This is a genomic window from Leclercia sp. (genome assembly GCF_036780805.1).
GTDB lineage: Bacteria > Pseudomonadota > Gammaproteobacteria > Enterobacterales > Enterobacteriaceae > Enterobacter.
In genome coordinates this window covers 13396-26987 of record NZ_DAIQCE010000003.1, presented here as the reverse complement: position 1 = coordinate 26987, position 13592 = coordinate 13396, and the positions used below count along the sequence as shown (strand labels likewise).

Annotated in this window: 14 protein-coding genes; 4 read left to right on the top strand and 10 right to left on the bottom strand. The window is 57.8% G+C overall.

The annotated features are described in order from the left end of the window. Window positions 1–87: 87 nt before the first annotated feature. From V7Q49_RS11610 to V7Q49_RS11595, 4 genes are all read left to right on the top strand, one after another. The gene (locus V7Q49_RS11610; RefSeq protein ID WP_333851365.1) at window positions 88–1014 is read left to right on the top strand and encodes an ABC transporter ATP-binding protein; all 927 of its coding nucleotides are present in this window, start codon (window positions 88–90) and stop codon (window positions 1012–1014) included. Further along, the gene (locus V7Q49_RS11605; RefSeq protein WP_106994273.1) at window positions 1011–1781 is read left to right on the top strand and encodes an ABC transporter permease; all 771 of its coding nucleotides are present in this window, start codon (window positions 1011–1013) and stop codon (window positions 1779–1781) included. Before V7Q49_RS11610 ends, V7Q49_RS11605 begins: the two co-directional genes overlap by 4 nt. Before the next feature lie 105 nt (window positions 1782–1886). Next, entirely contained in the window at window positions 1887–2327 is a 441-nt protein-coding gene (locus tag V7Q49_RS11600) for a PTS sugar transporter subunit IIA (protein WP_333851361.1), read from the top strand. 56 nt (window positions 2328–2383) lie between these two features. Further along, the gene (locus V7Q49_RS11595) at window positions 2384–3637 is read left to right on the top strand and encodes a polysaccharide deacetylase family protein (RefSeq protein ID WP_333852404.1); all 1254 of its coding nucleotides are present in this window, start codon (window positions 2384–2386) and stop codon (window positions 3635–3637) included. A gap of 1 nt (window position 3638) precedes the next feature. Here the strand turns inward: V7Q49_RS11595 and V7Q49_RS11590 are convergent, their stop codons facing one another. The 10 genes from V7Q49_RS11590 to pcnB all read right to left on the bottom strand — a co-directional run bounded on the left by V7Q49_RS11590 (window position 3639) and on the right by pcnB (window position 13558). After that, complete coding sequence (locus V7Q49_RS11590; RefSeq protein ID WP_333851359.1) at window positions 3639–4733, bottom strand: fimbrial protein; 1095 nt, start codon at window positions 4731–4733, stop codon at window positions 3639–3641. Window positions 4734–4799: 66 nt separating this feature from the next. Next, window positions 4800–5354 (bottom strand): fimbrial protein, encoded by a 555-nt coding sequence (locus tag V7Q49_RS11585; protein WP_333851357.1) that lies wholly within the window; start codon window positions 5352–5354, stop codon window positions 4800–4802. A gap of 23 nt (window positions 5355–5377) precedes the next feature. Further along, window positions 5378–5959: a fimbrial protein gene (locus V7Q49_RS11580; protein WP_333851355.1), complete on the bottom strand. Its 582-nt coding sequence runs from the start codon at window positions 5957–5959 to the stop codon at window positions 5378–5380. Between the two features lie 14 nt (window positions 5960–5973). After that, on the bottom strand, window positions 5974–8493 hold the full coding sequence (locus V7Q49_RS11575) for an outer membrane usher protein (RefSeq protein WP_333851352.1): 2520 nt from the start codon (window positions 8491–8493) through the stop codon (window positions 5974–5976). 45 nt (window positions 8494–8538) lie between these two features. Continuing rightward, a complete protein-coding gene (locus V7Q49_RS11570; RefSeq protein ID WP_333851350.1) occupies window positions 8539–9282 on the bottom strand; it encodes a fimbrial chaperone in 744 nt (247 codons plus the stop codon). A gap of 157 nt (window positions 9283–9439) precedes the next feature. Beyond that, the gene (gene panD / locus V7Q49_RS11565; protein WP_333851347.1) at window positions 9440–9820 is read right to left on the bottom strand and encodes an aspartate 1-decarboxylase; all 381 of its coding nucleotides are present in this window, start codon (window positions 9818–9820) and stop codon (window positions 9440–9442) included. 84 nt (window positions 9821–9904) lie between these two features. Further along, window positions 9905–10759 (bottom strand): pantoate--beta-alanine ligase, encoded by an 855-nt coding sequence (gene panC / locus V7Q49_RS11560; protein WP_333851345.1) that lies wholly within the window; start codon window positions 10757–10759, stop codon window positions 9905–9907. 11 nt (window positions 10760–10770) lie between these two features. Next, window positions 10771–11562, bottom strand: coding sequence for a 3-methyl-2-oxobutanoate hydroxymethyltransferase (gene panB, locus V7Q49_RS11555; RefSeq protein WP_333851344.1), 792 nt, complete (start codon window positions 11560–11562; stop codon window positions 10771–10773). A gap of 122 nt (window positions 11563–11684) precedes the next feature. Next, on the bottom strand, window positions 11685–12164 hold the full coding sequence (gene folK / locus V7Q49_RS11550; RefSeq protein WP_333851342.1) for a 2-amino-4-hydroxy-6-hydroxymethyldihydropteridine diphosphokinase: 480 nt from the start codon (window positions 12162–12164) through the stop codon (window positions 11685–11687). After that, window positions 12161–13558, bottom strand: a complete 1398-nt coding sequence (gene pcnB / locus V7Q49_RS11545; RefSeq protein WP_333852402.1) for a polynucleotide adenylyltransferase PcnB — start codon at window positions 13556–13558, stop codon at window positions 12161–12163. Before pcnB ends, folK begins: the two co-directional genes overlap by 4 nt. Window positions 13559–13592 lie beyond the last annotated feature (34 nt).

The following is a 13592-nucleotide window of genomic DNA, read 5'->3' as shown; positions in this document are numbered from 1 at the left end:
CGGGTTAATGCGTTGCGCTAATATAGGGCAACTCGATTTTTTTTAAAACAACACTTCGCGTGTCAGCACTATAGGTAACTCTATTTCATGACCATTGCACTGGAGCTTGAGCAGCTTAAAAAAACCTATCCGGGTGGTGTCCAGGCCCTGCGCGGCATAGATCTTAAAGTCGAAGCCGGTGATTTTTATGCGCTTCTGGGGCCCAACGGGGCAGGTAAGTCCACCACCATCGGTATTATCAGCTCGCTGGTGAATAAATCCTCCGGCCACGTAAAGGTCTTCGGCTACGACCTCGAAAAAGACGTGGTGAACGCCAAGCGCCAGCTGGGGCTGGTCCCGCAGGAGTTCAACTTCAACCCGTTTGAGACCGTTCAGCAGATTGTGGTCAACCAGGCGGGCTATTACGGCGTGGAGCGCAAAGAGGCGGTAGAGCGCAGCGAAAAGTACCTCAAACAGCTCGATTTGTGGGAAAAACGCAACGAACGCGCGCGGATGTTGTCCGGCGGTATGAAGCGTCGTCTGATGATTGCCCGGGCGTTAATGCACGAGCCAAAACTGCTGATTCTCGATGAACCGACCGCCGGGGTAGATATCGAACTTCGCCGCTCGATGTGGGGCTTTTTGAAGGATTTGAACGACAAAGGCACCACCATCATTCTGACCACCCACTATCTCGAAGAGGCGGAGATGCTGTGCCGCAATATCGGCATCATTCAGCACGGTACGCTGGTAGAAAATACCTCGATGAAGAACCTGCTCTCCAAGCTGAAATCCGAAACCTTCATTCTCGATCTGGCGGCGAAAAGCGCGCTGCCGAAGCTGGAAGGCTATCAGTATCGCCTGGTGGATACCTCCACCCTGGAAGTGGAAGTCCTGCGCGAGCAGGGGATCAACAGCGTCTTCAGCCAGCTGAGCCAGCAGGGGATTCAGGTATTAAGTATGCGTAACAAAGCAAACCGACTGGAAGAGCTGTTCGTCTCGCTGGTCCATGAGAAACAAGGAGATCGCGCATGATGCAGCTTTACTGGGTGGCGCTGAAGAGTATCTGGGCCAAAGAGATCAACCGCTTCATGCGCATCTGGATCCAGACCCTGGTGCCGCCGGTGATCACCATGACCCTCTACTTCATTATCTTCGGCAACCTGATTGGCTCGCGGATCGGTGAGATGCACGGCTTCACCTATATGCAGTTTATCGTGCCTGGCCTGATCATGATGGCGGTGATCACCAACGCCTACGCCAACGTGGCGTCGTCGTTCTTTAGCGCCAAGTTCCAGCGCAACATTGAAGAGCTGCTGGTGGCCCCGGTGCCTACCCACGTCATTATTGCCGGCTACGTTGGCGGCGGGGTGGCGCGCGGCCTGTGCGTCGGCGTGCTGGTGACGGCCATTTCCCTGTTCTTTGTGCCGTTCCAGGTGCACTCCTGGCTGTTTGTCGGCCTGACGCTGCTGCTGACGGCGGTGCTGTTCTCGCTGGCCGGTCTGCTGAATGCGGTGTTCGCCAAAACCTTTGACGATATCAGCCTGATCCCGACCTTTGTCCTGACGCCGCTGACCTATCTCGGCGGGGTGTTCTACTCCCTGACGCTGCTGCCGCCGTTCTGGCAGGGGCTGTCACACCTGAACCCGATCGTCTATATGATCAGCGGCTTCCGCTTTGGTTTCCTTGGCATTTCCGACGTGCCGCTGGTGACCACCGTTGGCGTGCTGGTGATCTTTATCGTGGCCTTTTACCTGCTGTGCTGGAACCTGATCCAGCGCGGCCGCGGGCTGCGCAGCTGATCCTCAGGCCCGGCGGCGTTCTGTTGCCGGGCCGGTTTATTGACCATCATCACCCCTCGACTTCTCCGCCCCCGCTAGACTACCTCTTTTTGATGAGAGGTGACGATGCTGGGTTGGGTAATCACGTGCCATGATGAACATGCGCAGGAGATGGCGGAGAAACTCGCCGTCCGGTTTGGGCCGCTGGTGCAGTGCCAGGTGGTCAATTTCTGGCGCGGATTAAGCGTCAATATGCTCAGCCGCATGCTGTGCGATGCCCAGCATCAGGTCGACAGCGGTGACGGGGTAATCTTCCTGACCGATATCTCCGGCGCGGCCCCCTATCGCGCGGCAGCGCTGCTCAGCCACAAGCACGACAACTGCGAAGTGATCTCCGGGATAAGCTATCCGCTGCTGGAGACGATGTACCCCCTGCGGGAAATGACCGACAGCATCGGCTTTCGCGACACCATCGTTGCTCGCGGCGCACCGGAAGTCAGCAGCCTGTGGCATCAGCAGCAGAAAAATCCGCCCTTTGTCCTGCTCCATGGCCTGGAGAAATATTAAGCATTGGTATTGCTGGCGCTTTTGTTACAATGACGTCCGTTTTTCGTACTGAATAAATCCCTATGCTCTCGCGTATTTTTTTCCTGCTTCTGCTGCTGGTCTCCGGCGGCGCGTCTGCCAGTCTGCTCAGCCAGCAAGGGCTCCCGCCCCGCTATATGCAAACCACCGAAGATGCCGCCATCTGGGCGCAGGTGGGCAACAATGTCGTGACCGTCGGCAACGTGCGCGCCGGGCAGATTGTTGCGGTGGTGCCCACCGCAGCGGATTACTATGAGTTCCGCTTTGGCTTTGGCACCGGCTTTATCGACAAAGAGCATCTGGGCGAGGTGCAGGGAAAGCAGCGCGTGGAGGACAGCCTCGGCGATCTGAATAAGCCGCTCAGCAACCAGAACCTGATCACCTGGAAGGATACGCCGGTCTACAACGCACCCAATGCCGGCAGCGCCCCGTTCGGCACCCTGGCGGACAATCTGCGGTATCCGATCCTCAGCAAGCTGAAGGATCGGCTTAATCAGACCTGGTATCAGATCCGCATCGCCAACCGCCTGGCCTGGGTCAGCAGCCTGGATGCGCAGGAGGATAACGGCCTGCCGGTGCTGACCTATCACCATATCCTGCGCGACGAAGAGAACACCCGCTATCGTCACACGTCTACCACCACCAGCGTGCGCGCCTTCAATAACCAGATGGCCTGGCTGCGCGATCAGGGCTACACCACGCTAACCCTGTACCAGCTGGAAGGTTACGTGCGTAACAAAATGAATCTCCCGGCCCGGGCGGTGGCGATCACCTTTGACGATGGCCTGAAGTCGGTCAGCCGCTACGCCTGGCCGATCCTGAAGCAGTACGGCTTTCACGCCACGGCGTTTATTATCTCCTCGCGGATCAAAGCCCATCCGCTGAAATGGGATCCGAAGACGCTGCAGTTTATGAGCATTTCCGAGCTGCGTGAGATCCAGGACGTGTTTGATGTGCAGTCGCACACCCACTTTTTGCACCGGGTGGATGCGAATCGCCATCCGATCCTGCTGAGCCGCAGCTATGCGAACGTATTGATGGACTTTAAACACTCTCGCCGCGCGCTGGCGCAGTTTAACCCGCACGTGCTCTATCTCTCTTACCCCTTTGGCGGCTATAACGACATTGCGGTGAAAGCGGCGAACGATGCCGGTTTTCACCTGGCAGTGACGACGGTGCAGGGCAAAGTGAAGCCGGGAGATAATCCGTTTCTGCTCAAGCGACTCTACATCCTGCGCACCGATTCGCTGGAGACAATGTCGCGGCTGATCAGCAACCAGCCGCGGGGGTAGGCTACTCGTAATCGAGGGTAAAGGTGGCGGCGGCGTTAAAATCGCCCGCCTTGAGCGGCTGTCCGTCTGTTTTCAGCTGTGCCGAAAAGTTGAGGCTCTGCTGGGCTGACCAGTCGCTGTTGCGATCGTAGACCGCGCTGTTGGAGCCGTCCGGCATCATGCTGAGGTTTTGATCGGTATTGGTCACTTTCACCCCCATCCCGCTGGCACTGCCGCTGCTTTTTCCCAGCAGTTCATTGTCTGTCGAAGGCCAGGCGGTGGTCATTTTCACCGAGAGCTTAGGCGTGTAGCAGCTCTCCAGCGAGAGCGAGAACGGAATTTCCCGCGTCAACGCCTGCTTCACGTCGCTTAAAAAATAGTCCCCGAGCGCCACGTCGTTATTTGTCACGCTGCTGCCCTGCGCCACGCCTAACGCACAGCTACTGGCGGGGACGGAAAAACTCAGGGTGCTGGCAGAGGATGTAAAGGTGATCTGCGGCTGGCTGGCTGGGCCAATCTGGAAACGTGCCAGGGTACCGTTCAGCGAAAACCCGCTGGGGACGCCTTTTTGCGGCCGGAAATCCGGCGTGATCCACATCGTCATTTTCAGTCGCCACTGTGAATTCGCGCTTTCCCAGGGATAGCCGTCACCGATCGACGGAAACACGTTGTCTGATCCGTTACCGCTTTTCAGAAACAGCGACAGGTCCGGGTGATCGCCGCTGTTACCGCAGCCGTCGGAGGTGTAGCAGGTCAGCTCAAGGGTGAAATCGATCCCCGGGATCGTCGTCTTGATCAGGGCGTTACCCTCAGGCGTGGCAAAGCCGGTGTCGAGACTGGATCCGGCATCGGTAATAAAATGCACCGAGTTATCCCAGGGCTCCTGCATTTTGCAGCCCACCGGGTTGCTGCCTCTGAGGGGAATGACAAAGGTGTAAGTGGCGCCCAGACTGGTCGGGGTGGTCACCCGGCCGGGATTCAGCACCAGCAGCGGGGAGTTGCCCACCGCATAAGCGCCTGCGGCGTCGGAATTGATGTAGCAACTCATATCGGCCATCGCCGGGCGGATCAACAGCAGGGCGACTAACCCGGCAATCAAAATAAGCACTCGTCTCACGCTGGCGTCTCTCAGGGCTGGCGGGGAGGGGAAAACGCGCAGGATGACGGCATCCTGCGCACTGGACTACTGATATTCAACCTGGAAGGTGATCAGCGATGTCACGTCACCCGGCGTCACGTCGGCGATGGTTTTGTCATCGGCAATCACGATGCGGGCGTTCAACGCCACATTGGCGCCGCCATCAACAATGGGCACTTTCTGTAAGGGCTGACTCTGACAGCTCAGGCGGGTGCCGCTATCCACGTTGCCTTTCCACAGCTCGAATGCCGTGGCATGGGTCGCGCCAAAGTTATCGCTGGTGGCTGTCGAGCAGTCGCCGCCTGCGCCCGGCATGGCCGTAACCTCGGCCGCGCGCACCCCTGAGCACTGGCTCAACACGACCTTAAACGCTTCCGAGCGGCTCTTGTTGCTCAGATCTGATTTGAAAACGTCGTTAAAGTGAATTTCCGAGGTGGTGTTCCCGGCGCCATCCACCACGTTCGCCGTACAGGTGCCGGGCACCACGGTCGAAAGAAAGGTGGCGCTTAGCGAACTGGTGCCGGTGATGGCGGCGTTGGCGAACGCAGAAAATAACCCGCCAGCCAGGGTTAATGCGATCAGTGCAGTGGTGTGTCTCATCCTTGTATCCTTACTCTGCAGGGTTACTCATAGGTAAAATTAAAGGTCGCCAGGGTCGAGAACGCCCCGGTCATGGCGTCGCCGCTTTTGGTTTCGATGAGGGTGGCCAGCAGGTCTACTTCCTTGTTGCCGATCTCATCCTGGGTCCAGACCAGCCGTTTACTGTCATCGGTGGCGTTAATTTCAAAAGGCGCCTGCGGGTTATCGGCGCGGGAAATGGCGAGGGCGACGTTCTCTGCGCCACCCGCAGGCTCCAGAATGCTGTTAGCCAGAGCGGTTTTGACCTCGGAGGCCGTGCCGCTGACTACGGTTTTCAGCGAGGTCAGGCTGGAGGGACACTCGGTGATCAGCAGCCTGAAGGGGAAGGTCACCGAACCGTTGGCAATATCGTCAACGCGGGCCTTCCCGTCGGTGCCCAGCGTAATGGTGTTGCTGGTGCCGTCGCCGGTACCTCCGTCAATTTTGATATCGCAGGTGGTTTCGCGGATATTGGCGCTAAAGCTTACGTCCAGATTGTCCGCCGCCATGGCATAACTGCTGCCAAGCAGAAGCAGCGCCGCTGAACCTATAACCTGCCGGGGGAGTGTATGTAAAAAATGAGTCATGATGTTTTTTCCAGCTATATGTGACATATCTGGTTGGTCAAAATCGTGGTCAGTCCCACCTTCTGAGCGCCAGAATCCATTCGATAACGCACGGTACAGGTGTTTTCCTTTCCTGATCCCCACACCACGCGCAGCGTTCCACTCTTTTTGATACCTCTGACATAGGCCTGGCCAGCCTGTCCGACTGAGCCAATCTCTTCTCCTTGTTGATTAAAAACTTCGGCGCCAAGCGGAATAAATCCCTGGTCATCGCGCTGTAGCTCCAGCACCGCCGAACGCCCCTGGTTGGTGGCAAAATCCACCATCACCACGGCCCCGCTACGCGGAACGGCTACGGTGCTGTTGTTTTTCACCTCGACATCAGCCGTCAGGGTGCTGGTGTCGAGAGTGATACGGTTCTCCTTGTAGGCTGAGAGATAAGGCAGCACCGCATAGCCGGAATCGCCGATTTCGGCGTTACCGTTGGTGAGTCTTGCTCCTTTCGCCCCGCTGGCTTTCACCAGCGCCAGCGCATCGGCTTCGCCCGGGCTGCCCGGCGTCAGGGTTACGCCACCGGCGTGGAGCAGCAGGCCGCCGCTGTAGCTGGCGGAGTATTGCTGGCTGTGGTCGCTGCTGGCTGAGGCGGAAACCCCCAGCGGACCCCATGCGCTGTTGTAGCTGCCGTAGGTGCTCACCTGGCTGAGATTGCTGTCCGGGCTCTGGTTGTCGGTGGTGGTGACGCTGTAGCTCAGGCGGTTGTCAGCCGAGCTGCCGTTGGCGGTCATGTTGAGGCCGTTGCTGCCGTTGAAATCAGAGTTCATGCCGATATTCAGGCTGGAAAAGCCTCCCGGACGGTGATGGCTGCCGGGCAGCGAATCAAACGGCAGGCTGACGTTCAGGTAGAGGCTGTCATCCTGCTGGCCGGTATCGTCATAGGTGCGCTGTAGCGACAGGGTGTAGCTGCCATAGCGAAACGCATTGCTGTAGCCCATCGAAAAGCTGGAGGTGGTGCCGCTGGCGTTCCAGTAGTTTTGCCAGCTGCCGTTAACGTACAGCGAGCCCAGGTCGGTGCTGCCCATTTTCAGCGGCTGATTGATGTTCACCTGCAGCTGGTTCTTCATGCGTTGCAGGGCATGAATATCGTTGTGCTCTGCCGGGTCCGTCATCCATTCCGCCAGCTCTGCCGCATCGTGCAGGCTCAGATACTTTTCGCTGGAAAAGCGGTTGGCAGAGAGATTGAGCGAGGTCCGGGTTTCGCTGACCGTTTTGTTGTACGACAAACGATAGCGTTGCCCCGCCAGCGGTTGCAGGCCAGCGATTTGCGCCCGGGACTGGGTGATATCCCACGCAAAGGCCCCGAGGCGGGTGTTCATCGCCAGCCCGGCAAGAAGGGCATAAAAGCCGACATCCAGATACTGCGCCCCGGTGTACCCGGTGAAGGTACTGCTGAGGCCATAATAGATGTCGCCATAGGCCAGCTGCGGCTTGTCGTGCAAGGTGTCGTCCTGCAGGCGTCCTGCGCCGGTATCCCAGCGGGCAAAGCCGGGGCGTAACATCTGTGCCACCGATGAATAGGGCACGGAAAAGGCGTGCTGGCTGCCATCGGCCTCGGTGATGGTGACGTTAAGATCGTTGCCGTAGCCGGTGGTGTTGAGATCGTTAATCTCGAAGGCGCCGGGCGGGACCGTGGTCTGATAAATGGTGTTGCCGCTCTGGGTCACCGTCACTTTGGCGTTGCTGTTGGCCACGCCGCGGATCGTCGGGGCATAGCTGGTTAATCCGCTGGGCAGCATCCGGTCATCGTTGTAGAGCCGCACGCCGCGCAGGGAGACGGAGTCAAAGGCATCGCCCCGGGTGTAAGAGTCCCCCACCAGCATCTGGGCTTTCAGGGGAATAATATCTCGCTGCAGGTAGATATCCTGCTGGTCATAGCGCGAGCCGGTTTCCCGGTCCCAGTTGGCGTTGCCGCGGGCGCGGAATCGCCATGCGCCCAGGTTAACGCCGTAGCGCAGCCCGGCGTAGGCCGTATCCTGCGTCGACTGCGGATTCTGGCTGTGCCAGGCGTTAAGGTCGTAGGCCAGCAGGCCAACGGGGATCCCCGCATCCCAGCGGGAGGCATCCACATAGCCCGCCGGACGTTTTAACAGGTAGATCTGCGGAACGGTAAGATCGAGAGACTGGGTCGCGGTATCAAACGCCACCGATGAGCCGGGGTAGGCGTTGGCCAGATCCACACACTCGGCGTCCGCTTTTAGCTGCGAGGTGTCCAGATCCAGCTGATTCAGCATCGGTAAGGTCAGGCAGGGTGCGGCCTGCGGCGTGCCATTATCATTGAAGGTCACGGCGGTCGTGATTTTCGCCACGCCATTGACGCGGATCGCCGCGCGATATTCTCCAGGCATCACCGGGTTGCCGCGGGAATAACGGCTTACGTCTATTTTGCTGCCGGTATTAAATAAAAACTGATCGTTAAATTCGACGTCATCCTGCGCGCTCGCGCCGACGGACATCGCCGCACAAACCGATAAGCAAAGAAAGGAGAGACGCCAATTCATTTTAAGTCAGCCCGAATCGCGGTGTGCGTATAAACAGTTCAGAAATTAATTCACGGCAGACTGATATTCTTCTGTGCCGCCAAAATCATTAATTGCCACGTATTTCACCGTGCCGAAGGTCGTCGCAGTAGCGCCGTTGATTTTCATCTCTTCGCTGGAAAACGGTTTAATGGCGTGGCTGTCTGCGACATAGGTTTTACCCGCAGTGATAAAGCTGGCGCTGGCGAGCGAGATGTTCCAGGGCGTGTGATTACTGGCCACCAGATAGGTGCCTTTTACGGCGCGCTTCACCTGCCAGCTCAGCTGTTTAATGGCCCCGGCAGGGGAGCCGGCCAACCCTTCCGGGCGGAAAAACAGTTTGATGCGCGTGCGAAAGGCCAGCTGTAAGCGACTCCGATCGGCGTCGGTTTTTGCTTTAGGCGGTACTTCGAGGACGTTAAACCACAGCAGGGACTCCCGATCTTTCGGCAACGCCTGGCCAAGCCAGGTAATGCGAATGGCCTGGCCCTGCTGCGGGTCCACGCGGCTGACCGGCGGAGTAATCACAAACGGCAGCTTAATTTGTTGGGGATCGACCGTATCACGACCATCGTCAAGCCAGGATTGCACCAGCAGCGGTTTATTGCCGCGGTTCTGCAAATTCACGGTGACGTCTTTTGCCGTCTGCGGATAAATAATTCGGGTGCCGGAAATGACAATATCCGCGCAGGCCTGCCATGACGTGCAGGCGGCAATTATCAACGTTAAGGCGCAGACGCCTTTTCTGAGCGGGGGAATAAATGCGGGCATGATGCCTCCCTGCAATAAGCACGGCATGTAATAAGTGAATGAAGTTAGTACGGGAATAGTAAGACAGCCGTGAGAAGGCGAAGAGAAATAACGGGAGTAAAAAGAGGCAAAATAAATATGGAATTGCCTGAAAGCCAGGCAATTCCGAATATTAGCGTCAGGCGACCTGAACCGGGATCGCTTTCGCGAGACGTTTCATGTCGTTATCCCCTTCGAAATAGGCGACTTTCGGCTGCCAGCGGCGCGCTTCTTCATCGGACATCATGACAAAGCTGGCGATGATGACGATATCACCCACGTTGGCACAATGCGCTGCCGCACCGTTGACGGAAATAATTTTAGACCCACGTTCAGCCGCGATAGCGTAGGTTGAGAAACGATTGCCGTTACTCACGTTCCAGATATCAATGGCTTCGTTTTCAAGAATACCCGCTGCGTCGAGAAAATCCTGATCGATCGCGCAGGAGCCTTCATAATGCAGATCGGCCTGCGTGACCTTCACACGGTGAAGCTTACCTTGCAGCATTTTGCGAATCATGACGTTACCTTAACTCTTTGTCGTATCCCCTCCCGAAGAAGGGGCTGAGAATCACTAATCCGTTAGCATGGATATGCTCAGTACTTACTGAGCCAGTTCAACTACTGTGTTATCGATAAGCCGCGCCTGGCCGAGCCATGCCGCCACCAGGATCACCGCGCGCTTGCTGTCAGGGGAGAGTGGCTGCAGGGTGTCGGCATCGCGGATCTGCACATCGTCAGCCCGTAAGCCGCCATCATTCAGCGCCTGTTCCGCCAGAGCCACGATCTCTTCGCTGCTCAATTCTTTGTTTTTCAGCTGGGTCGCCATGGTGCTCATCACCTTGTACAGGCCCGGCGCGATTTTGCGCTGTTCGGCGGTCAGGTAGCCATTGCGCGAACTCAGCGCCAGGCCGTCTTTGGCCCGTACGATCGGCACGCCCACGATGTCGATGTCGTAGCCCATGTCGGCCACCATCTTGCGGATCAGCGCCAGCTGCTGGAAATCTTTCTCGCCGAAGCAGGCGATATCCGGCTGCACCAGGTTAAACAGCTTGCTGACGATGGTGGAGACGCCGCGGAAGTGTCCCGGACGGCTGGCCCCTTCCAGCATGGTGGAGATGCCCGGCACGTCGACAAAGGTGGCCTCTTCCGTGCCTTTCGGATAGATATCCGCCGGGGCAGGGGAGAAGACGAAATCTACCTTGTGCTTTTTCAGCTTCTCGCAGTCTTCCTGCAGCGTGCGCGGGTAGCGCGCCAGGTCGTCGGCACGGTCGAACTGCATCGGGTTTACGAAAATACTCACCACCACCACATCGGCGCGGGCTTTGGCTTCGTCCACCAGCTTCATGTGTCCGTCATGCAGGTTGCCCATGGTGGGCACCAGCGCGATACGTTTACCGTCCTGGCGCAAACGGCGAATGTGCTGGCGCAGCAGCGGCAGGGTTTCTATGATTAGCACACCTTGACTCCTTACTGGAAACTGTGTTCTTCACCCGGGTAAACACCCGATTCAACGTCGGCAATATACTGCCTGACCGCGCCGCGCATGTCGCCTGCGTCGCTAAGGAAATTCTTCGCAAATTTCGGGATGTGCCCGCCGGTGATGCCAAAGGCATCGTGCATCACCAGGATCTGGCCGTCGGTGACGTTACCGGCACCAATGCCGATCACCGGAATGGTGAGCGCGTCGGTAATGCGTTTCGCCAGCGCGACCGGCACGCACTCCAGCACCAGCAGCTGTGCCCCTGCGGCTTCTAAAGCCAGCGCATCATCAAACAGGGTCTGGGCGGCGTCGCCGCGCCCTTGTACCTTATAGCCGCCAAAGATATTGACCGACTGCGGGGTTAATCCCAGATGGCCGCAGACCGGCACCGCGCGCTCGGTGAGCATGCGGACGGTATCCACCAGCCAGGCGCCGCCTTCCACTTTGACCATATTGGCCCCGGCGCGCATCACCGTGGCGGCATTTTCGAACGCCTGCTCCGGCGTGGCGTAGGCCATAAACGGCAGATCGGCGAGCAGCAGACAGGCTGGCGCCCCGCGACGCACCGCCCGGGTGTGGTAAGCAATATCCTCTACCGTTACTGGCAGAGTGGAGTCATGTCCCTGGACCGTCATCCCTAACGAGTCGCCCACCAGCATGACGTTAATACCCTCTTCGGCAAAGAGTTTGGCGAAGCTGTAGTCATAGGCGGTAATGGTGGCGAAGCGCTGCTTGTCCTGTTTGCATTTCTGCAAGGTGGCGATGGTGGTTGGTTTCATACTGTTTCCTGATAGCCCAAAGCGAATCTTTGCGCATTCTAACAGTAACATTCGAGGGAACAATGATTTTAGGCAACCGATTAACCACAAATGTTTTATGGCTAATCAATAAATTTTTGCTGTTACCAGCGGGCGGGTTTTTCGGCGTTCAGCTGCGCCAGCAGGGCGCTCAGGCTTTCGCCGTCGGGGAAGATCAGGTCAGGGGCGATTTCAAACAGCGGCCAGAGCATAAAGCCGCGGCGCTTCATGTCGTAATGCGGCACCGTCAGGCGCTCGGTATTCATCACCGCATCACCAAACAGCATGATGTCTAAATCGAGAGTGCGCGGTCCCCAGCGTTCTTCTTTGCGTACGCGACCCTGCTGCAACTCGATGCGCTGGGTGTTGTCCAGCAGCGCCTCAGGGCTGAGCGCGGTTTCCAGCGCAATGGCGGCGTTCAGGTAGTCGGGCTGATCCTGCGGGCCCAGCGGGGGCGTACGGTAAAACGAGGAGAGGGCGACAACGCGGCTCTGCGGGATGTCGCCCAGCGCCTGGACGGCAGCATTGACCTGCTCCAGCGGAGAGGCCAGATTGCTGCCGATGGCGATATACGCCAGCGTCATGCCGCGCCTTCGCGACGCGGGGCGCGCTTGCGTGGACGGCGGTGACGACGACGCGGAGCCGGATCTTCATCCAGATCGCCGAGCATGTCTTTCTGCGCCGGTGGTGCAGAGACCTGGAACTCACCCCACCACTGCACCAGCAGCTGCAGCTCGCGGTTGTTTTCCGCTTCGGCACGAAGAGCCATCAGATCGTAAGCCGCGCGGAATTTTGGATGCTCCATTAACTTCCAGGCGCGTTTACCCTGACGACGGGACATCCGCAGCTGAAGCTGCCAGATATCACGCACCAGCGTGGTAATGCGTTTCGGGATCGCCAGCGAGCGGCAGGCTTCATCCAGCACGTCATTGGCGGCCAGCGCGAAGGCATCGTAGTAGGCGAGGCCGCTTTCCTGGGCAATCTTCTGCGCCGTTTCCAGCAGCGGATACCAGAACATCGCGGCAAACAGGAACGCCGGGTTAACGCGCATGTCGTTCTGAATGCGGTTATCGGTATTCTTCAGCACCTGGTCGATGATGCGTTCCATCGCGCTGTCACCTTTTTCGGTGAAGTTACGCGTGATGGTCGGGAACAGGGGCTGGAACAGACTGTATTCGCGCAGTAGCTGATAGGTAGCAAAACCGTGGCCTGCCTGCAGCAGCTTCAACGCCTCTTCAAACAGACGCGCCGGTGGCACATCGTTGATCAGCGTAGCCAGGCGTGGGATCGGCTCGGCGGTCTCGGAGCTGATCTTCATATCCAGCTTGGCGGCAAAACGCACGGCACGCAGCATACGCACCGGATCTTCGCGGTAGCGCGTTTCCGGGTTGCCGATCAGGCGGATGATCCCGGCTTTCAGGTCCGGTACGCCACCCACGAAATCGCGGACGGTAAAGTCAGCCACGCTGTAATAGAGACTGTTGATGGTGAAATCACGACGCTGGGCATCTTCTTCGATAGAGCCAAAGATGTTGTCACGCAGCAGCATGCCGTTCTGACCCTGTTGAGAGGTCGTCCGGTCTGATGGGGTGCCTTCGTGATGACCACGGAAGGTGGCCACTTCAATGATCTCAGGCCCAAACATGACGTGGGCGAGACGGAAGCGGCGACCGACCAGACGGCAGTTGCGGAATAATTTACGCACCTGCTCAGGCGTGGCGCTGGTGGTCACGTCAAAATCTTTTGGCTTTTTGCCCAACAGTAAGTCACGCACCCCGCCACCAACGAGATACGCCTCATAGCCAGCTTTATTCAGACGATAAAGGACCTTCAGGGCGTTTTCACTGATATCTTTGCGGGAAATAGCATGCTGCTCGCGCGGAATAACCGACATCGTATTTTGAACAATGACGTCATCCGCCATGCTCTCATCGCGGCTCAGCACCTTACGGCAAAAATTAGCGACTCGGGTAAAAATAGTACACCTCGGTAGTGTGTGTTTCAGAATTCAG